This window comes from Streptomyces sp. NPDC058646 (assembly GCF_042716875.1).
GTDB lineage: Bacteria > Actinomycetota > Actinomycetes > Streptomycetales > Streptomycetaceae > Streptomyces.
On sequence record NZ_JBHXRK010000014.1, the window covers coordinates 141,210 to 160,401 of the forward strand.

General features: G+C 74.1%; 16 protein-coding genes. 5 read left to right on the top strand and 11 right to left on the bottom strand.

The features are described 5' to 3' along the window. Positions 1-195: 195 nt before the first annotated feature. The 5 genes from ACFWUZ_RS19015 to miaA form a co-directional block, all read right to left on the bottom strand. Positions 196-1,641, bottom strand: coding sequence for a M1 family metallopeptidase (locus ACFWUZ_RS19015; protein WP_384373659.1), 1,446 nt, complete (start codon positions 1,639-1,641; stop codon positions 196-198). Between the two features lie 140 nt (positions 1,642-1,781). Continuing rightward, complete coding sequence (locus ACFWUZ_RS19020) at positions 1,782-3,863, bottom strand: RelA/SpoT family protein (protein ID WP_384373662.1); 2,082 nt, start codon at positions 3,861-3,863, stop codon at positions 1,782-1,784. Between the two features lie 140 nt (positions 3,864-4,003). Next, a complete protein-coding gene (gene dapF / locus ACFWUZ_RS19025; RefSeq protein ID WP_384373665.1) occupies positions 4,004-4,879 on the bottom strand; it encodes a diaminopimelate epimerase in 876 nt (291 codons plus the stop codon). 53 nt (positions 4,880-4,932) lie between these two features. Further along, positions 4,933-5,472 (bottom strand): hypothetical protein, encoded by a 540-nt coding sequence (locus ACFWUZ_RS19030; protein ID WP_384373803.1) that lies wholly within the window; start codon positions 5,470-5,472, stop codon positions 4,933-4,935. A gap of 133 nt (positions 5,473-5,605) precedes the next feature. Beyond that, the gene (gene miaA / locus ACFWUZ_RS19035; RefSeq protein WP_384373669.1) at positions 5,606-6,544 is read right to left on the bottom strand and encodes a tRNA (adenosine(37)-N6)-dimethylallyltransferase MiaA; all 939 of its coding nucleotides are present in this window, start codon (positions 6,542-6,544) and stop codon (positions 5,606-5,608) included. Between the two features lie 173 nt (positions 6,545-6,717). Here miaA and ACFWUZ_RS19040 point away from each other — a divergent pair, with 173 nt between their 5' ends. Together ACFWUZ_RS19040 and ACFWUZ_RS19045 are read left to right on the top strand one after the other, a co-directional pair. Then, positions 6,718-6,921, top strand: a complete 204-nt coding sequence (locus tag ACFWUZ_RS19040) for a gliding motility protein (protein WP_384373672.1) — start codon at positions 6,718-6,720, stop codon at positions 6,919-6,921. A 25-nt stretch (positions 6,922-6,946) separates the two neighbouring features. Then, complete coding sequence (locus ACFWUZ_RS19045) at positions 6,947-7,195, top strand: antitoxin (RefSeq protein ID WP_384373675.1); 249 nt, start codon at positions 6,947-6,949, stop codon at positions 7,193-7,195. A gap of 72 nt (positions 7,196-7,267) precedes the next feature. Here the strand turns inward: ACFWUZ_RS19045 and ACFWUZ_RS19050 are convergent, their stop codons facing one another. Beyond that, on the bottom strand, positions 7,268-7,987 hold the full coding sequence (locus ACFWUZ_RS19050; RefSeq protein ID WP_384373678.1) for a hypothetical protein: 720 nt from the start codon (positions 7,985-7,987) through the stop codon (positions 7,268-7,270). A 94-nt stretch (positions 7,988-8,081) separates the two neighbouring features. Further along, positions 8,082-9,605, bottom strand: a complete 1,524-nt coding sequence (gene miaB / locus ACFWUZ_RS19055) for a tRNA (N6-isopentenyl adenosine(37)-C2)-methylthiotransferase MiaB (RefSeq protein ID WP_384373681.1) — start codon at positions 9,603-9,605, stop codon at positions 8,082-8,084. An 82-nt stretch (positions 9,606-9,687) separates the two neighbouring features. Here miaB and ACFWUZ_RS19060 point away from each other — a divergent pair, with 82 nt between their 5' ends. Beyond that, positions 9,688-10,683, top strand: a complete 996-nt coding sequence (locus ACFWUZ_RS19060) for a TAXI family TRAP transporter solute-binding subunit (RefSeq protein ID WP_384373684.1) — start codon at positions 9,688-9,690, stop codon at positions 10,681-10,683. 25 nt (positions 10,684-10,708) lie between these two features. Here the strand turns inward: ACFWUZ_RS19060 and ACFWUZ_RS19065 are convergent, their stop codons facing one another. Further along, positions 10,709-11,632 (bottom strand): ROK family protein, encoded by a 924-nt coding sequence (locus tag ACFWUZ_RS19065; RefSeq protein WP_384373806.1) that lies wholly within the window; start codon positions 11,630-11,632, stop codon positions 10,709-10,711. 84 nt (positions 11,633-11,716) lie between these two features. Further along, the gene (locus ACFWUZ_RS19070) at positions 11,717-12,763 is read right to left on the bottom strand and encodes a LacI family DNA-binding transcriptional regulator (protein WP_384373687.1); all 1,047 of its coding nucleotides are present in this window, start codon (positions 12,761-12,763) and stop codon (positions 11,717-11,719) included. A 477-nt stretch (positions 12,764-13,240) separates the two neighbouring features. Between ACFWUZ_RS19070 and ACFWUZ_RS19075 the strand changes: the two genes are divergently transcribed. Together ACFWUZ_RS19075 and ACFWUZ_RS19080 are read left to right on the top strand one after the other, a co-directional pair. Continuing rightward, the gene (locus tag ACFWUZ_RS19075) at positions 13,241-14,533 is read left to right on the top strand and encodes a glycosyl hydrolase (RefSeq protein ID WP_384373691.1); all 1,293 of its coding nucleotides are present in this window, start codon (positions 13,241-13,243) and stop codon (positions 14,531-14,533) included. Between the two features lie 28 nt (positions 14,534-14,561). After that, the gene (locus tag ACFWUZ_RS19080; protein WP_384373694.1) at positions 14,562-16,751 is read left to right on the top strand and encodes an endo-beta-N-acetylglucosaminidase; all 2,190 of its coding nucleotides are present in this window, start codon (positions 14,562-14,564) and stop codon (positions 16,749-16,751) included. 20 nt (positions 16,752-16,771) lie between these two features. On the opposite strand, the gene ACFWUZ_RS19085 is transcribed toward ACFWUZ_RS19080, so the two are convergent. Both ACFWUZ_RS19085 and ACFWUZ_RS19090 read right to left on the bottom strand, forming a co-directional pair. Then, the gene (locus ACFWUZ_RS19085; protein ID WP_384373697.1) at positions 16,772-18,184 is read right to left on the bottom strand and encodes an ATP-binding protein; all 1,413 of its coding nucleotides are present in this window, start codon (positions 18,182-18,184) and stop codon (positions 16,772-16,774) included. 12 nt (positions 18,185-18,196) lie between these two features. Further along, positions 18,197-18,913: a response regulator transcription factor gene (locus ACFWUZ_RS19090; RefSeq protein WP_384373700.1), complete on the bottom strand. Its 717-nt coding sequence runs from the start codon at positions 18,911-18,913 to the stop codon at positions 18,197-18,199. Positions 18,914-19,192 lie beyond the last annotated feature (279 nt).

Consider the following 19,192-nt stretch of genomic DNA (forward strand, 5'->3'; position numbering starts at 1 on the left):
CGCGGCGCCCAGGGGACCGGTGCAGGTACCTTGCGCACCGCGAGTGACATAACACTGTCACGTCCAACGTGTCACACCGCCGGGGGATTCCCCGAACGGGCCCGTCGATGGTGACATGCCCGTTCCTCGGCCGTCACACCCTTTTCGGACGCCGTCGTCCCTCCCCCGCGCCCGTGTGTCCGTGACCGGTGGCCGTCAGGCCTTCGCCGGACCACCCCACTCCGGGTGGCCGGGCATCGCCGGGGTCGTCTTCCCGTACAGCCACGGCTCCAGGAAGGCCGTCAGGTCCCGGCCCGCCTCCTGCGAGGCCAGGCGTACGAAGTCCTCCGTACCCGCGACCCCGTCCTTGTGCTCCGCCACCCAGCGCCGCTCGATCCGGTCGAAGGCCTCGGCGCCGATCTCCTGCCGCAGGGCGTAGAGGATCAGCGCGGACCCGTCGTAGACCACGGGCCGGAACAGGCCGATCTTCTCCCCGGGGGCGGACGCCTTCGGGGCGGCCGGGGGCCCGCCGGCCGCCCGCCACTGGTCGGAGCGCTGGTACGCCTCGCGCATGCGCCGCTCCAGGGAGTACTTGCCGAGCCCGTCCGCGTAGAGGGCCTCGTACCAGGTGGCGTGGCCCTCGTTCAGCCACAGGTCGGACCAGGTCCGGGGGGAGACGCTGTCGCCGAACCACTGGTGGGCCAGCTCGTGGACCATGACGGACTCGACGTACCAGTCGGGGTAGCCCTCGCCCGAGAACAGGCTGTGCTCGAAGAGCGAGAGGGTCTGCGTCTCCAGCTCGAAACCGGTGTTCGCCCGCGCGATCAGGACCCCGTAGTTCTCGAAGGGGTAGCGGCCGACCCGCTGTTCCATCCACGCGATGTGCCCCGCGGTCTTCTTCAGCCAGGGGTCCAGCCGCTGCCGGTCCGCGGCGGGGACCACGTCGCGCAGGGGCAGACCGTGCGGGCCCGTGCCGTGCACGACGGCGGAGCGGCCGATCGAGACCTGCGCCAGTTCGGTGGCCATCGGGTGCAGGGTCCGGTACGTCCATGACGTGGCGCGGCCCGTCCTGAGGGCCGGCAGCGGCCCCGGCACCCCGTTGGCGACGACCGTGAGCCCGGCCGGGGCGGTGACCCGGAAGGTGAAGAGCGCCTTGTCGGCCGGGTGGTCGTTGCAGGGGAAGACGCGGTGGGCGGCGTCCGCCTGGTTCGCCATGGCCAGGCCGTCCTCGGTGGGCACCCAGCCTCCGTCACCGGCGCCGCGGGGGTCGCTGGTGTGCCGGACGGTGATGCGCAGCGCGGTGTTCTCCCCCACCGGTCGGGCGGGGGTCAGGACCAGGTCCTCGCCCACGCTCGCGAACCGGGCCGGCACCCCGTTGACCTCGGCCGACGCCACCTTTCCGTGGCTGAAGTCCAGGTTGATCCGCTCCAGGGGATGCAGGGTGCGGGCGTTGATGACGGTGACCGCGTCGAGCGGGGTGCGGTTGTCCTTGTAGGCGAAGGACAGGTCGTACGAGAGCACGTCGTACCCGGGGTTGCCGAGTTCCGGGAAGAGGCGGTCGCCGATGCCCAGCGCCTGCGGCGGGGGCAGCACGGCGGCGACGAGGGTGAGGGAGGCCGCGGCGAGCAGGGCGGCACGCAGGCGGCGGGAGGAGAGCTGCATCCCCATCGCTTACCAGCGCCCGTCCCCCGGCCGCGCCCGACGCGCGACGGCGCCACCCGAACGGGTTCCTCCGCTGCTGCACCCCCCGCGCCCGGCCCGATCGGCCCCGCCCCGGGCCCTGTCCGGGCGGGCGGGCCGGCTCAGGCGCGGCTGACGTCGTACACGCCGGGCACGTCCCGCATCGCCCGCATCAGCGCGGGCAGGCCCGCCGCGTCGGGGAGCTGGAGGGTGTAGGTGTGCCGGACCCGCTGTTCGACCGGCGCTTCCACGGTCGCGGAGACGACCTCGACGCCCTCGCGGGCGATGGCCTCGGTGAGATCGGCCAGGAGGTGCGGGCGGCCGAACGATTCAGCGACGAGCGTGACCCGGCAGTCCGCGGTCGCGCGCCAGTGCACGGCGACGGAGGTCCGCCCCACCGCCCGCATCCGGGCCACCGCCGCGCAGTGGATGCGGTGCACGGTGACGGCCCCGCCCCGTACGACGAACCCGGCGACCGCGTCGGGCGGCACCGGCGTGCAGCAGCCGGCCAGCCGTACGGTGGCGTCGGGGAGGTCGGCGACCGCGTTGGCGCCGCCGCCGCGGGCCCCGACGACGGACAGGGGTGCCCGCGCGGCCGTGGTGGTGGCCATCGCCCGGCCGGGATGGGCTTCGAGCCAGCCGGCGATGGCGATCCGGGCGGCGGGGGTGCGCGCGTGCTCCAGCCATTCGGCGGCCGGCCCCGAGGAGGCGTCCTGGGCGAGCAGCAGCTGCACGGTGTCGCCGTCGGACAGCCGGGAGGCCAATGAGGTGAGGCGCCCGTTGACCCGGGCGCCGATACAGCCGTGGGCGGCCTCGCCGTGCTGCGCGTAGGCGGCGTCGATGCAGCTGGCCCCGGCGGGCAGGCCCAGGGTCCCGCCGTCCGCCCGGAACACCGTGATCTCCCGGTCCTGTGCGAGGTCCGCGCGCAGCACGGTCCAGAAGGTGTCGGGGTCGGGCGCGGACTGCTGCCAGTCGAGCAGCCGCGACAGCCAGCCGGGCCGGGTCGGATCCGCCCGCTCCTCGTCCGGGTCCGCCCCGGCCTCCGGGGTCCCGGTGGCGTACGGGTTGCCGAGCGCGACCACGCCGGCTTCCGCGACGTGGTGCATCTGCCGGGTCCGCACGATGACCTCGGCTACGCATCCCTCGGGGGTGGCCACGGCGGTGTGCAGCGACTGGTAGAGGTTGAACTTCGGGACGGCGATGAAGTCCTTGAACTCCGAGACGACGGGGGTGAAGCAGGTGTGCAGCTCGCCCAGGACCGCGTAGCAGTCGGCGTTCTCGCCGACCAGGACGAGGATGCGGCCGAAGTCGGAGCCGCGCAGCTCGCCGCGGCTCAGGGCGATCCGGTGCACGGAGACGAAGTGCCGGGGCCGGACCAGTACTTCGGCGGCGATGCCGGCCTCGCGCAGGACGGCCCGTACGGAGTCGGCGATGGCGGGCAGCGGGTCGCGCTCGCCCGCGTGGGCCGCGATGAGCGCGCGGGTGCTCTCGTACTCCTCGGGATGCAGGATCGCGAAGACGAGGTCTTCCAGTTCGGTCTTCAGGGCCTGTACGCCGAGCCGTTCGGCCAGCGGGATGAGGACGTCACGGGTGACCTTGGCGATGCGGGCCTGTTTCTCGGGGCGCATCACGCCGAGGGTGCGCATGTTGTGCAGCCGGTCGGCGAGTTTGATGGACATCACGCGGACGTCGTTGCCGGTGGCGACGAGCATCTTGCGGAAGGTTTCGGGTTCGGCGGCGGCGCCGTAGTCGATCTTCTCCACCTTGGTGACGCCGTCGACGATGAAGCAGACCTCGTCGCCGAACTCCGCACGGACCTGGTCGAGGGTCACGTCCGTGTCCTCGACCGTGTCGTGGAGCAGAGAGGCCGTCAGCGTGGTGGTCTCGGCGCCGAGTTCGGCGAGGATCAGGGTGACGGCGAGCGGGTGTGTGATGTACGGCTCACCGCTCTTGCGCATCTGGCCGCGGTGCGAGGTCTCCGCGAGGAGGTACGCCCGCCGCAGGATGGACAGATCGGCGTCCGGATGGTGGGCACGGTGCGCCTCGGCCACGTGGCCGATCGCGTCCGGGAGGCGGTCCCGGGACGCGGGGCCGAGCAGGGCCGCGCGCCCGAGCCGGCGCAGATCGAGCCTGGTCCGGCCCCGTCTGCGGGGTTCGGGGCACGCTTCGGGGTGTGCTTCGGGGTTCGTGGCCTCTGCACTCATGGGCACCTCCGGCGGCTTCGACCGGCGGTGGTGGGCATGGGGTGAGCCCTCAGGGCCGGTGCCTGATGTTACCGACCCCACCACGTGGCGCAGTCCACCTCTCGCTCAGCGTGAAACGGATCACCCATTAGAGGGAAGCTTCAGCCGAAAGCCGTTTCGGAGAGCCAGTCCGCGTCGAACTCGCCCGTGGCCACGATGACGGCCGGTCCGGTCATGTCGATCTGCCCGTCGGGGTGCTCGGTGATGACCAGGGTGCCGCCGGGGAGGTCGACGGTGTAGGTGACCGGTGCGCCGGTGACGGCCGGGTCCGCGCCGTCGCGGCGGATGGCGGCCACGGCGACGGCACAGGCGCCGGTGCCGCAGGAGCGGGTCTCGCCGGAGCCGCGTTCGTGGACGCGCATGGCGACGTGCCGGGGGCCGCGGTCGACGACGAACTCGACGTTGACGCCGGTGGGGTACGCGGAGGCGGGGCTGAAGGGCGGGGCGGTGAACAGGTCCCCGGCGTGGTCGAGGTTCTCGACGAAGGCCACGGCGTGCGGGTTGCCCATGTTCACGTTGCGCGCGGGCCAGGTGCGGTCCCCGACGGTGACGGTGACCTCGCCCTCGGGGAGCGCGGCGCGGCCCATGGAGACGGTGACGTCGCCGCTCTTGTCCAGGTGGACGCGCTTGATGCCGCCCCGGGTGGCCACGGCGAGGCCGCCGGGCTCGACGTGGCCGGCGTGGTGGAGGTAGCGGGCGAAGACGCGTACGCCGTTGCCGCACATCTCGGCGACGGAGCCGTCGCTGTTGCGGTAGTCCATGAACCACTCCGCCTCGTCGGCCAGGTGGGCCGCCTCGGGGTGGGCGGCGGACCGGACGACGTGCAGGACGCCGTCGGCGCCGATGCCGGCCCGCCGGTCGCACAGCTTGGCGACGGCGGCCGGGGTCAGCTCGACGGCGTTGTCCGGGTCCGGGACGATCACGAAGTCGTTCTCGGTGCCGTGGCCCTTGAGGAAGGAGAGGGTGCTGTGCGTCACCCGCCCATCGTAGCGAGCCCCAGCTCAGCGGTGTCGCGGTGCCCGAGGCGCGGTCAGCGCAGCCGGGCGACCCGGTAGACGGCGAGGGCTACGACGGCCAGTGCGCACGCGGCGTACAACGCGGCCATCCGCCAGTCGGGGCGCCGGCCGCTGCCGCGGGCCGGGAGCCCGGGCCAGGTGTGGCCCACGCGGCGGGCGGCCATCATGCCCCAGCCGCCCGCGCAGCAGCTGATGAGGAAGCCGAGCATGGCCACCACGGCTCCGCCGTCGCCGAACTCGAAGGCGAGGGGGAAGGCGAACATCAGGGAGCCGGCCGCGGCGAGCATCACGATGGGCGCGATCTGCCACAGGCGCAGGCGGCGCTGCGGACGCAGTTCCACCTCGTACTCCGGTCCGGAGGCGGCGGCCGCCTCGGCGGGGTCCGGCGTGTCGGGACCGTCCGGGGTCAGCCGCGCGGGATCGGCGGGCAGACCGAGGCCGTCGGGCCCGTCGGGCACCCCGGAACCGGCGGGCACGCCCGCAGTGTCGTGAAGCGTCGGCTGTACTTCTTGCCGGGCGTCGTCCCGCCCGGTGTCGCGAGGGCCGGCCTCCATCGCCACGCGCCCTCCCCACTCGGACTTCGAACGTCGCATGTTCGCCGCCGGTGACCGCACCGGCCGGAGTTTGATGATGGCACGGTCCCGGACCCCGGACGGGCGCCCGGGGCTTCCCGATGCCATCACGTGATCAGGCTGTGACCGGTCGTTCGACCAACGACTGCGCGAGTCCGGGGAGTTCCCCCCGGTCGGCGGCCGCCCCGCTGAGCCAGTGGACCCGCGGATCGCGGCGGAACCAGGAGTCCTGGCGGCGGGCGAACCTCTTGGTCGCCCGGACCGTCTCGGCGCGGGCCTCGTCCTCGGTGCACTCCCCCGCGAGCGCGGCCAGTACCTGCTGGTAGCCGAGCGCCCGGGAGGCGGTGATCCCGTCGCGCAGACCGCGGGCCTCCAGGGCCCGCACCTCGTCCACCAGGCCGTCCTCCCACATACGGTCCACCCGCCGCGCGATCCGCTCGTCGAGCTCGGGCCGGGCCACGTCGACACCGATCTGCACGGTGTCGTAGACGGACTCGTGACCGGGGAGGTTGGCGGTGAAGGGGCGGCCGGTGATCTCGATCACCTCCAGCGCGCGGACGATGCGCCGGCCGTTGCTGGGCAGGATCGCCTTGGCCGCGGCCGGGTCGGCGGCGGCGAGCCGGGCGTGCAGGGCGCCGGGGCCGCGCAGCACGGCCTCCTCCTCCAGCCGGGCCCGGACCTCGGGGTCGGTCCCGGGGAACTCCATGGCGTCCAGGGCTCCGCGGACGTACAGTCCCGATCCGCCGACGAGGACGGGCGTACGGCCCTGCGCGAGCAGCCGGTCGATCTCGGCGCGGGCCAGGCGCTGGTACTCGGCGACGCTCGCGGTCTCGGTGACGTCCCAGATGTCGAGGAGGTGGTGCGGGACCCCGCCCCGCTCCCCGGTCGTCAGCTTGGCGGTGCCGATGTCCATCCCCCGGTACAGCTGCATGGAGTCGGCGTTGACGACTTCGCCGTCGAAACGGCGGGCCAGGGCGACGCCCAGATCGGACTTTCCGGCTGCCGTGGGACCGACGACGGCGATGACCCGCTGGGCGGGGGCTGCTTTCCTCACCGACCCAGTCTCGCAGCCCCCGGTCAAGACACGGCCATGTACCCGATCGGGTTACGTGACGGGGCGGGGCCGGGGTCGTTGCCCTGGCGAGGTTCTGCCCGGCGTACGCCCGGCGGAGGCCGGTCGGGCCAAGGCGGAACCTCACTCACACGAGTAACGTTACGGGAGTAGACATGGGCGTTTTTGATCGGTTTTTTCGCCGTAAGGACGAGGTTGCGGCCGAGGAGGGCGCGGCCGGGGGCCTGACGGCGGCCGGAACGGCCGAGGCCGAGCCGGTTGCCGCGGAAGCTCCGGTGGCGGAAGCCGTGGAGATTCCGAACCAGCAGTCGGCCGAGGTGGCCGCGGACAGCGAGACCGGCGAGGGCGCCCGCACGTAAGCCACCCGCCACTGGAAGGTGACCCATGGGCCTGCTGGACAATCTGAAGGCCAAGCTCGCTCCGGCGAAGGACAAGGTCGGAGACCTCGCGCAGCAGCACGAGGGCAGGATCGGCGAGAGTCTGGACAAGGTGGCCAAGGTCGTGGACTCCAAGACCAAGGGCAAGTACAGCGGCCAGATCACGAGCGGAACGGGCAAGGCGAAGGACGCCCTGGGCAAGATCGCGCACAAGGACGCACCCGGGGGGCCGACGACGCCGCCGGCGGCTACCTGACGCGATACCGGAAGGGGCGCGGGACCTGAGGGTTCCGCGCCCCTTCGTCGTGTCCGGCGTCCGGGCCGCCCGTCAGGACCAGGCGGCCACGAAGTAGCCCACGCCGTACGGGGCGTCCTCGTACAGCAGCCGCCCGTCGAGGCCCGCACCCTCGGCCGCGCCCGCCAGCACCTGCCAGGGGGCCCGGCCGGCGGCTTGCAGCTCCGCGGCGAGACCTGCGTCGAGGGCGGCCAGCGCGGCCGTGTCGGCGGCGCCCAGGGCGCGGGCTGCTCCGGCGTCGAAGCCCGCGGCGCGCTCGTCCAGGTAGCCGGGGGCCTTGAGGGTCCGGCAGGCGCTGCCGTCGCCCATCACGAGCAGCGCGACGCGCGCCTTGCGCCCGGCCAGCTCGCGGCCGGCCTCCAGGCACCGCGGGGTCTCCAGCGACTCCCGCACGCCGAGCCCCTCGACCGGGGCGGCGCCCCACCGGGCGTGCCCGAGCAGCCAGGCACCGACCGCCAGCGGGACGGGCAGCGGCCGGGGGCCCGTCCCGCCCTCGCCGAGCTGGACGTCGGCGTCGACGCCGAAGCCGCGGAAGGTGCCGCGGGAGCCGGGCGGATACGGGCCCTCGTCCTCCTGGCCGGCGGCTCCGACAACGGCTCCGACGACGACGAGCAGGTCGGGCCGCGAGGCGGCGAGCACGGCGAGCGCGTCGGAGCAGGCGGTGCGGGCGGCGCCGAGTTCGGCGGCGGCCCCCGCGGCGACCTCCGGCACGAGCAGCGGCGGGGCGGGACAGACGGCGGCGGCTACGAGCATGATCCGCAGCCTAGCCGTCACCGGGCGGGGCCGGGGGTGGGTCCTGCCGACCGCCGGGCTCCGCCGGGGCCGGAGGCCGACCGTGCCCGTGGGGTCAGGACGTGGGTGCCGCGCAGCCTGATGTGGTGGCCGGGAGGGGGGCCGGGACGCCCAGGGTCGGGATGCCGAGCATGACGCCCGCGGGCTGGGCCGGAGCGGCGTTGCGCTTCTCCCAGGCGTCGCCCGCACGGGTGCGGCGCACGCCCAGGGTCGGGCCCTCGGCCAGCAGGTGGTGGGGGGCCGCGTAGGTGATGGCGACGGTGACCACGTCGCCGGGGCGGACCTCCTGCTCCGGCTTGGTGAAGTGCACCAGGCGGTTGTCGGGGGCCCGGCCGGAGAGCCGGTGCGTCGCGCCGTCCTTGCGGCCCTCGCCCTCCGCGACCATGACCTCCAGGGTGCGGCCGACCTGCTTCTTGTTCTCCTCCCAGGAGATCTCCTCCTGGAGGGCGACCAGGCGCATGTAGCGGTCCTGCACGACCTCCTTGGGGATCTGCCCGTCCATGTCGGCCGCGGGGGTGCCGGGCCGCTTGGAGTACTGGAAGGTGAACGCGTTCGCGAAGCGGGCCTCGCGCACGGCGTGCATCGTCTGCTGGAAGTCCTCCTCCGTCTCACCGGGGAAGCCCACGATGATGTCGGTGGAGATCGCGGCGTGCGGGATGGCCGCGCGGACCTTCTCGATGATGCCGAGGAAGCGCTCCTGGCGGTACGAGCGGCGCATGGCCTTCAGGATCGGGTCCGAGCCGGACTGCATCGGCATGTGCAGCTGCGGCATCACGTTCGGGGTCTCGGCCATGGCCGCGATCACGTCGTCGGTGAAGTCGCGCGGGTGCGGGGAGGTGAAGCGGACCCGCTCCAGGCCCTCGATCCGGCCGCAGGCGCGCAGCAGCTTGCTGAACGCCTCGCGGTCGCCGAGGTCGGAACCGTAGGCGTTCACGTTCTGCCCGAGCAGGGTGATCTCCGAGACGCCCTCGGCGACCAGCGCTTCCACCTCGGCGAGGATGTCGCCGGGGCGCCGGTCCTCTTCCTTGCCGCGCAGCGCCGGGACGATGCAGAAGGTGCAGGTGTTGTTGCAGCCGACGGAGATGGAGACCCAGGCGGCGTACGCGGACTCGCGGCGGGTCGGGAGCGTGGAGGGGAAGGCCTCCAGCGACTCGGCGATCTCGACCTGCGCCTCTTCCTGGATCCGGGCGCGCTCCAGCAGCACGGGGAGCTTGCCGATGTTGTGCGTACCGAAGACGACGTCGACCCAGGGGGCCCGCTTGACGATCGTGTCGCGGTCCTTCTGGGCGAGGCAGCCGCCGACGGCGATCTGCATGCCGGGGCGCTTCGTCTTCATCGGGGCGAGCCGGCCGAGGTTGCCGTACAGCTTGTTGTCGGCGTTCTCGCGGACGGCGCAGGTGTTGAAGACCACGACGTCGGCGTCCCCGTCGCAGCCCTCGGGCGCGCGGACGTAGCCCGCGTCCTCCAGCAGACCGGAGAGCCGCTCGGAGTCGTGCACGTTCATCTGGCACCCGTAGGTGCGCACCTCGTAAGTTCCCTTAAGGTCCACTGCCGTGCTCCGGTCGCTGCTGCTGGTCATGGAACAAGGGTAGGCGCTGCCGCGGAGGCCTCCGGTCCCCCGGGCCGTGACAGGAGGACGGGCGGGTGGCAGGATCGCCGGCATGCCTCTCGTACCGCCCCGGATCAGCAGGCGCCACGCCCTGCGGGGGATCGTGGCGGTGCTGGCCGTGCTCGCTGCCCTGGTGTGGTGGCTGCGGCCCTTCGGCGAGCCGGAGCTGAAGGGTGAGCTGACCTTCAGCACGGGTGTGCAGACCGGGGTGTACCACCGGTACGGGCAGCTGCTGGAGGAGGCGCTCAAGCAGGACATGCCCGGCGTCGGGGTCCGGCTGGAGACCAGTGAGGGCTCGCAGCAGAACCTCCAGCGGGTGGCCGACGGCCAGGCCGACTTCACGGTGGCAACGGCGGACGCGGTCGCCAAGTACCGGCTCGACGGGAAGCCCGGCGCGCAGCTGCTGCGCGGCTGCGCGCGGCTCTACGACGACTACGTGCAGCTGGTGGTGCCGGCCGGGTCCCCGGTGCAGTCGGCGCGTGACCTGCGGGGCAAGCGGGTCGCCGTCGGACAGGCCGGGTCGGGTGTGCGGCTGATCTCGGAGCGCCTGCTGACGGCGGCGGGGCTGGACCCGGCGAAGGACCTCACCACGGTGTCCATAGGGATCGACACCATGCCGGCCGAGCTGGAGGCCGGTCGGATCGACGCGTTCTTCTGGTCCGGCGGCCTTCCCACCAACGCCGTGCGGGAGCTGTCGGAGCGCTTCGAGATCCGGTTGGTGCAGCTCGGCGACCTGGTGGAGCAGCTCCAGGGCAGCGGGAGCCCGGCGCGCTACTACCGGGCGGCGGTGATGCCGCAGGACGCCTACGCGCGGGCGCGCAACACGAGCGCGGTGGCGACGGTGGCCGTGCCGAACCTGCTGGTGACCACGGAGGGCACGGACCCGGAGCTGACGGAGCAGTTCACCCGCACCGTGATCCTCAGCCGCGACGACATCGGGCGCCAGGTGCACGCGGCGCAGCTGGTGGACCTGCGGACGGCCATCTACACGGACCCGCTGGACCTGCACGAGGGCGCCGGCCGGTACTACCGCTCGGTCAAGCCCTGACCTTCGCGTCCCGGTGCCTCTGCTGTCAGGTCGGCAGCAGCATCAGTGCTGCCGCGGCGGCGCCGATCAGGCCCGCGTGGGTGCCCAGGGCCGCCGGGACCACCTGGAGGTCCTTGACGAAGGAGAGGGTGGCGTAGGCCGCGAGGTGGCTGCGGATCGGTGTGAAGAGGGTGTCTCCGCAGGCGGCGACACCGCCGCCGATGACCGCGATGTCCGTCTCCACGAGGGTCGCCGTCGCCGCGATGGCAGCGGCCAGGGCGCGGCCCGCCCGGTCGAAGGCCGCCAGGGCGACGGGGTCGCCGGCCGCGGCGGCCGCGGCCACGCCCGCCGCCGTGGCGTCGTCCGCCGGGGTCCAGCCGTGGGCGAGGGCCCAGGCCGCGATCGCCGTGCCCGAGGCGATGGACTCGACGCAGCCGTGGCCGCCGCAGACGCAGGGCTCGCCGTCGAAGGCCACGCTGATGTGGCCGATGTGGCCCGCGTTGCCGGTGGGGCCGGGGTGGAGCTGGTTGTTCAGGACGAGGCCGCCTCCGACGCCCGTGGAGACCACCATGCAGAGCGCGTTCGCGTGCCCGCGGGCCGCGCCCAGCCAGTGCTCGGCGGCGGTCATGGCGACCCCGTCGCCGGCCAGCACGGTCGGGACGTCCGCCCCGTGGGCCGCCAGCTGCGCGGAGATCCGGGCCTGGAGCGGGTACTGCCGCCAGGCCCCGATGTTGACCGGGGACACCGTGCCCCGTGAGGCGTCGACCGGGCCGGCGCTGCCGATCCCGCAGCGGGCCACCGAGGGCCACAGCGGCGAGCCGGACAGGTCCGCGATGACCTCGGTGACCGCGGCCATGACGGCTTCCGCACCGGCGTCGCGGGGCGTCGGGGTGCGGGTGGTGGCGGTCATCGTGCCGTCGGGGTGCACCAGCGCACCGGCGATCTTCGTTCCGCCGATGTCGATCGCCACCGTCGGGCCCGCGGCCGAGGCAGCGGCCCGCGGTGCGGGGAAGGGGGCGGTGGGGGTGATCACGGTGGCAGCTCCAGGAGGGGTTCAGGATTCAGTATGCGCCGGGGGCGGGGCCGTGCTCCCGCGGGGCTCCAGCCGGGGCCGCTCGCTCGCGCGGACCCTCGGGGGGCTCCCCGCGAGCACGGCCAGGAGCTCCTGCGCGGCCAGCCGCCCGAAGCCCGCGGTGTCGCGGACCAGGGCGGTGAGCCGGGGGTGGGTGACCCGGCAGAGCGCGGAATCGTCCCAGGCCACGACGGAGAGCCGGCCGGGCACCGGGATGCCCAGCTCGGCGGCGACGGCGCTGCCGGCGACGGCCATCACGTCGTTGTCGTAGATCAGCGCGGTGGGGGGCTCGGGCTCGGCGAGGACCCGGCGGGTGGCTGCCGCGCCCTCGGCGTCGGAGTAGTCGGTGACCACCGAGCGCACCTGGTCCGGGCCGAGGCCGCGGCGCGCCGCCTCCGTGCGCAGGGAGTCCATGCGGCGGGCGGTGTGGGCGAGGCCGGGCAGCCCGGCGACGTGGACGATCCTGCGGTGGCCGAGCCCGTACAGGTGGGCGAGGACCTCGGCCATGGCTCCGGCGTCGTCCGCGCCGACCGAGGAGACGGTGGCGGCGGGCCGGCCGGGCGCGCCCTCGCCGACGGTGACCGCGGGCAGGGCCAGCTCCTCCAGGAGGCCGGGGCGCGGGTCGTGGGTACGCGGGTCGACGACGAGGACGCCGTCGACCCGCCGCTCGGCCCACCAGCGGCGGTAGAGCGCGCACTCCGCGTCGATGTCGTCGACGACCTGGAACAGCAGGGCGATCCGGGAGGCGGAGAGGACTTCCTGTATGCCGGAGACGAGTTGGAGGAAGAAGGACTCGACGCCGAGCGTGTGGGCGGGCCGGGCCAGCACGAGGCCCACCGCCCCGGAGCGTTCGCCGGACAGGGCGCGGGCGGCGCTGTTGGGCTGCCAGCCGAGTTCCTCGGCGACCCGGCGGATCCGGGCGCGGGTGTCCTGGGAGACGCCCGGCCGGTCGTTGAGCGCGAAGGACACGGCGCTCTCCGACACCCCGGCCCGGCGGGCGATGTCCTTGATGGTGGGTCTGCGGGCCATGACCTGCCTCATCATCCTTCGGGTGCGTCGGCGTCGTCGGGTGCGGCGGGTGGACGGCGGGGGCCCGACCGTACAGCGGCCCCGGACACACGGGCCGTCGGGCGCTGTCCGCGGATGAGGAGCCGACCGCCTGGGAAGGACTGCCGGGCGGTCCGGTGAACAGGGACGGGGGTGTTTTGCGGGAAGGTTTTGCGGAGACGGCCGGAATGGAGCTGTTCCTTTCCGCACACGTCCTTGCGCGACGCCTTGGAACGGACGGAGCTAAACCGCATTAGGTACCGTCAGCCTGGGATCTCAGTACCCGCTTGTCAACGGGTCTGAAGCGCATAAGTACCCGTACGGGCAAGCGGGTTCGAGGCCGGGTCATTCCCGTCGGCCGGGCCGCCCCCGTCCGGATGCGGGCCCTGTTGACTTTCCCCGGGAGGGGGCGGCAGGTTGTGGGGCGCCCGGTGAATTCCCCGAACTCCAGGACTCCCCATGGCCGACCAAGGCGCCCTTTCCGGGTCCTCCCGCACGCTCCGGTTCGGCGTCAACTACACCCCGGCGCGCGGCTGGTTCCACCACTGGCTCGACTTCGACCTCGACGAGGTCGGCGCCGACCTCGACTCGATCGCCGCGCTCGGACTGGACCACATCCGGGTCTTCCCGCTCTGGCCGGTGTTCCAGCCGAACCGGACGCTGATCCGGCCGCGCGCCGTGGAGCAGCTCGTCGCGCTCGCCGACGCAGCGGCCGAGCGCGGACTCGACGTCGACGTGGACGGGCTGCAAGGGCACCTGTCCAGCTTCGACTTCCTGCCCGCCTGGACCCGGACCTGGCACCGGCGGAACATCTTCAGCGATCCGGAGGTCGTGGCCGCGCAGGAGGAGTACCTGCGCACGCTGGCCGGGGCCCTCGCCGGCCGGCCGAACTTCCTCGGCATGACCGTCGGGAACGAGATCAACCAGTTCTCCGGCGCCCCGCACCCCGATCCCGACCGCATCACCCCCGGCCAGGCCTCCCGCTGGCTGGAGCGGATGCTGGCCGCCTGCGAGCAGGGCGCGCCCGGACGGTTCCACCTGCACGCCGAGTACGACGCCGCCTGGTACCAGGACGGCCACCCCTTCACCGCCGCCCAGGCCGCCCGGCTCGGCGCCGCCACGGCCGTCCACTCCTGGGTGTTCAACGGCACCGCGCAGCGCCACGGCCCGACCGGTGCCGCGACCGAGCACCACGCCGCGTACCTGGTGGAGCTGTCCAAGGCCTGGGCGCTCGACCCGCACCGCCCGGTGTGGCTCCAGGAGGTCGGCGCCCCCGCGCCGCTGATCCCCCCGGAGGGTGCGGCGCGGTTCACCGGGGCCACCCTCGCGAACGCCGTGGACTGCCCCGGCCTGTGGGGGGTGACCTGGTGGTGCTCGCACGACGTGTCCCGGGGGCTCGCGGACTTCCCGGAGCTCGAGTACGGCCTGGGCCTGCTGACCAACGAACGTGGCGTCAAGCCCGCCGGGGCCGTCGTCGCGCGGATCGCCGAGGAGTGGCGGGGCCGGGAGCACCGCCCCGCACCCCGGTCCACGGCGCTGGCCGTCGACGTCGGCGGGGCGCAGGACGCGCCGCAGGACGGGCCGCGGCGTTCGGTGTGCGCCCCGGGCGGTGCCTTCTTCGAAGCCTGGTCGGCGCTGGCCGCGGACGGGGTCCGGCCGGCGGTGGTGCTGGCCGGGCTCGCCGAGGACCCGGCACATCTGGCCGCGCGCGGCATCACCGAGGTGCTGCGCGTCCACGAGGTCGGCATCTGACCTCCTTCCCCCATCCGAGGAGCCCCGCATGTCCGAGAACGACAACGGCGTCGACCCTCGTACCACCGCCCGTTCCGGCCCGCCCCCGGCCCGGCGCGGGGTGCTCGCCGCCGGGGCCGGGGCGGGAGCCCTCGCCCTGCTGGGCGGCGGGCCCGCGCCGGCCCTGGCCGCCCCCGCCGTGCCGCCGGCCGGTCCGGCGACCCCGGCCGACCTGGCCCCGTACGCCTCGTACTGGTACCCGGACTCGCTGCCGCAGGGCGCCCCCGGTCCCGGGATCGTGTGGCGCTCGCTCAAGGAGTGGAGCCCCGGCACCGACCGCGACCTCGCCCACAACACCGCGACGGTGCCGCTCGCGCCGCGCTTCACCCCCGTACCGCCCCACCCCGGCGTCCGGGCCGGCCAGGCCCGGATCTCCTCCCTCGTCTCCTTCGGCCCGACCGCCGGGAACCCGTCCCAGGGCTCCGCCACCGCCGACTCCTACGCGCTGACGCACTGGGCGTACATCGACGAGCTGGTCTTCTGGGGCGGCTCCTCGGGCGAGGGCATCGTCCTGGCCCCGAACGCGCCCGTCGTCGACGCCGCCCACCGCAACGGGGTCCGGGTGACGGGCAACGTGTTCCTGCCGCCGGTGGCTTACGGCGGCGACCTCCGGTGGACCCGGGAGCTGGTCCAGCAGGACGCGGCGGGCCGCTTCCCGATCGCGGAGCAGCTCGTGCAGGTGGCCCGGGCGTACGGGTTCGACGGCTGGTTCGTCAATGCCGAGACGGACGGCGGCGACAGCGAACTGGCCTCGCGGATGCGGGCGTTCCTGCGCGCCCTGCGGGCGGCGGGCGCCCCGCACGGCCTGCGGATCACCTGGTACGACGCGATGAACAGCACCGGCCGCGTCGGCTGGCAGGGGGAGCTCAACGCCCTGAACCAGGAGTTCTTCGAGGACCGGTCCGGGCCGGTCGCGGACACGATGTTCGTGGACTTCCGCTGGACCCCGCAGACCCTGGCCGCCTCCGGCGCCCTCGCCGGCCGGCTGGGCCGTTCCCGCCACGAACTGTGGGCGGCGGTGGACACCGAGTCCCGCGGCTGGGACTCCGCGGTCGACTGGGACGCGATCGTCCCGCGCGGGCGCGACCACGTCGTCAGCTACGGCTTCTACCGGCCCGAGTGGACCCGCAACCACCTCGCCGACCGCTCCCCCGGCGCCTTCCACCGGGCCGACGACCGGTTCTGGACGGGCGAGTCCCTCGACCCCTCCCGTCCGGCGCCCGAGGGCACCTGGCGGGCTCCGGCCACGGTCGTCGCCGACCGCTCCACCGTCGCCTCGCTGCCGTTCGCCTGCGCCTTCAACACCGGGCACGGGGAGCGCTGGTACGAGGAGGGCCGGGTCACCTCCGACGCCCCGTGGAACCACCTGGGGCTCCAGGACCGGCTGCCGGGCCGCCGCTGGGTCGTGGACACCGCCGGTGAACGGCCTTCCGTGAGCCTGGACTTCGGCCGTGCCTGGCGCGGCGGCTCCAGCCTCCTGGTGACGGGCCCGCTGACCGCCCCGGCCGTGGTGGGGCTGCACTGCACCCGGCTGCCGCTGGGCCGCCCGACGGTACTGGAGCTGGTGCACGCCACCGAGTCGATGGGCCCGGTCTCCGTGGAGGTCGGCGTGGCCACCCGGGAGCCGGCCGTCCCGGGCGGGCCCGTCCCGTACACCTGGCACTGCGCCGCAGCCCTGCCCGCCGGGGACCCGGAGGCGGGCGCGGACGCGGACGTCGACGGTCAGGGCTACGGGTCGGGCTGGCGCACGACGCGGTACGGGCTCGCGGCGCTGCCGGGCGGGACGGCGTACGGGCTGGCGGTACGGATCACCGCCCGCGGCGGCGCGCCGGTGGCCTGGCGGCTCGGGGCCCTGTCGGTGCGCGCGGCCGGCCGGACCCGGCCTCCGGCCGCGCCCGCCCCCCTCACGGTGGAGGCCTCGGCCCCGCGGGACGGCGGGGCGGCTCTGCGCCTGCGCTGGCACCGGGCACCGGGGCCGGCCGCCGGGCTCCGCCACTACGAGGTGCACCGCGTCCTGCCCGGCGGCACCCGCCGCTTCCTCGGCGGCACCTGCGGCACGGCCCTCCACCTGCCCGAGGTGCTGCGCGCGGGCCGGGAGCGGGCGGCGGTGCTGGAGGTGCGCGCCGTGGACGAGCTGTACGCGGCCTCCGCGCCGGCGCGGACCGCCTTCGCCTGGTAGCGGGGCGGGGGCGGGGGCCCTCAGCCGGTGCCGGGGTGGGTGCGCGGCACCGCCACCGTCACGCGCAGCCCGTGCGGCGGGTTCGTCTCGTACGCGAGGGACCCGCCGCCCGCGGCCAGCAGGGTGCGGGAGATCGACAGGCCGAGTCCGGAGCCCTTGACGTTCTGGTGCCGGCCGCTGCGCCAGAAGCGGTCGCCGACGCGCAGCAGCTCCTCCTCGGTGAGGCCGGGGCCGCGGTCGGCGACGACCACGTGGACGGAGTGTCCGGCGGCGGCGACCGACACCTCGACCTCCTCCCCGGCGGGGGTGAACTTGAGGGCGTTGTCGATGACGGCGTCGAGCGCGCTGGACAGGGCGATGGGGTCGGCCCAGCCGGTGACGGCGCCGAGGCCCGTCGCGGCGAGCCGGACGCCCTTCTCCTCCGCGTACGGGCGCCAGGCCGCGACCCGCTCGGCGGTCAGCGCCCCGATGTCGGTGAGGCTGATCTCTGCGGAGGCGTGCTCGGCCAGCGCCAGGTCCAGCAGGTCGTCCAGCACCTGGGTGAGACGCTTGCCCTCGGTGCGTACGGAGGCGATCTCCTCGTTCCCCTCCGGCAGTTCGAGGGCGAGCAGCTCGATCCGCAGGAGCAGCGCGGCGAGCGGGTTGCGCAGCTGGTGGGAGGCGTCCGCGACGAACGCCCGCTGCTGCTCCAGCACCTCTTCGACGTTGTCGGCCATCTCGTTGAAGGAGACGGCGAGGCGCTGGAGTTCGGGCGGCCCGCCGGCAGCCGCCACGCGGGAGTTCATCCGCCCCGTCGCGATGCCGTGGGCGGCCGCGTCCAGGGTCCGTACGGGCTTGAGCACCCAGCTGGTGAGCCGCAGGGCGGCGCCGAAGGCGACGAGCATCGCGGCGGCGAGTCCGCCGATGATGAGCAGCCAGCCGCGCAGGATCCGGCCGCGCATGAGGTCGGTGGGCGATTCGGTCGCAATGACCCCGACCACGTCGCCGTCGAGGACGACCGGGGAGATCACGAGGAGCTTGCCGTCGGTCTGCCAGGGCCATACCTGGGCGGGGTCGTGGCTGCGCCGGCCCGCCAGGGCCGCTTCGAAGGCGCGCTGGCCCTCGGCGGTCTCGGGCAGCTGCCACCAGCCGGGCGAGCGGGCCCTGGCGCTGGCGTCGCGGTAGAAGATGCCAACTCGGATGCCGTACAGCTCCTGGTAGCGGGCCAGTTCGCGCTGGAGGGTGCCCCGGCGCTCGTCGGCTCCCGAGGCGCCGGAGCTCTCGGCGTCGATGACGAACTGGGCGAGCGCGGCGAAGCGGGCGCTGTCGTCGATCCGGTCGACGACCACCCGCTGCTGCTGTCCGGCGGCCAGGCTCACGGCGAGGGGGAAGCCGAGCGCGAGCAGGGTGCCCGCCATCAGGATGACGAGCAGGGGGAGCAGCCGGGCGCGCATGCGGGGGCCCCGCTAGGAGGCGGCCGGGGCGACGAGCCGGTAGCCCACCCCGCGGACGGTCTCGATGAGGGCGGGCATCGCGAGCTTGGAGCGCAGGGAGGCGACGTGGACCTCCAGGGTCCGCCCGGTCCCCTCCCAGCTGGTGCGCCACACCTCGCTGATGATCTGCTCCCGGCGGAAGACGACACCGGGTCGCTGGGCGAGCAGGGCGAGGAGGTCGAATTCCTTGCGGGTGAGGGGTACGTCGACGCCGTCCACGCTGACGCGGCGGGTGGGCAGCTCGATGCTGACCGGGCCGAGCCGCACGACGGCGGGCGCGGCGGTTCCGGTGGCGGCGGCCTCCTCGGAGGCGCCGGTGCGCCGGGCGACGGCGTGGATGCGGGCGAGCAGTTCGCCGGTGTCGTAGGGCTTGGTGACGTAGTCGTCGGCGCCCATGTTCAGGCCGTGGATCCGCGAGCGGACGTCGGCCCGCGCGGTGACCATGATGACCGGGGTGGCGGTGCGCTTGCGGATCTTGCCGCACACCTCGTAGCCGTCCTGGTCGGGCAGGCCGAGGTCGAGCAGGATCACACCGTAGGGAGAGGCGCCGGCCGGGGCTCCGGCGGGCAGCAGCGCCTGCAGGGCCTCCTCGCCGTTGCGTGCGTGGGTCACCCGGAAGCCGTGCCGGGCGAGGATCGCGGACAGGGCGGCGGCTACGTGGTCGTCGTCCTCGACGAGCAGCAGTCTCATGGCGTCCCCCTCTCCTCTTCTTCGTTCGGTGGCATCTGCTTCAGCTTCCGTTCAGGACCACCCTGCATCCATGCCGATGAAGACTCCCACGTCAAGAGGGTTCCGGTCCGGCGCGCCTTCCGTTATGCACCCGGTACGCGTACGCGGAGGGCCGTAGGGGAAGGAGTACGGAGCGTATCGGGGGGAGGCCGGATCGTTATCCTCAATTCTCCCTCAGATGTGATGACGCTGTGCGCAGGACGTCACTACTGTCCTCCCAACCGAGGAGGACGGAGCAAG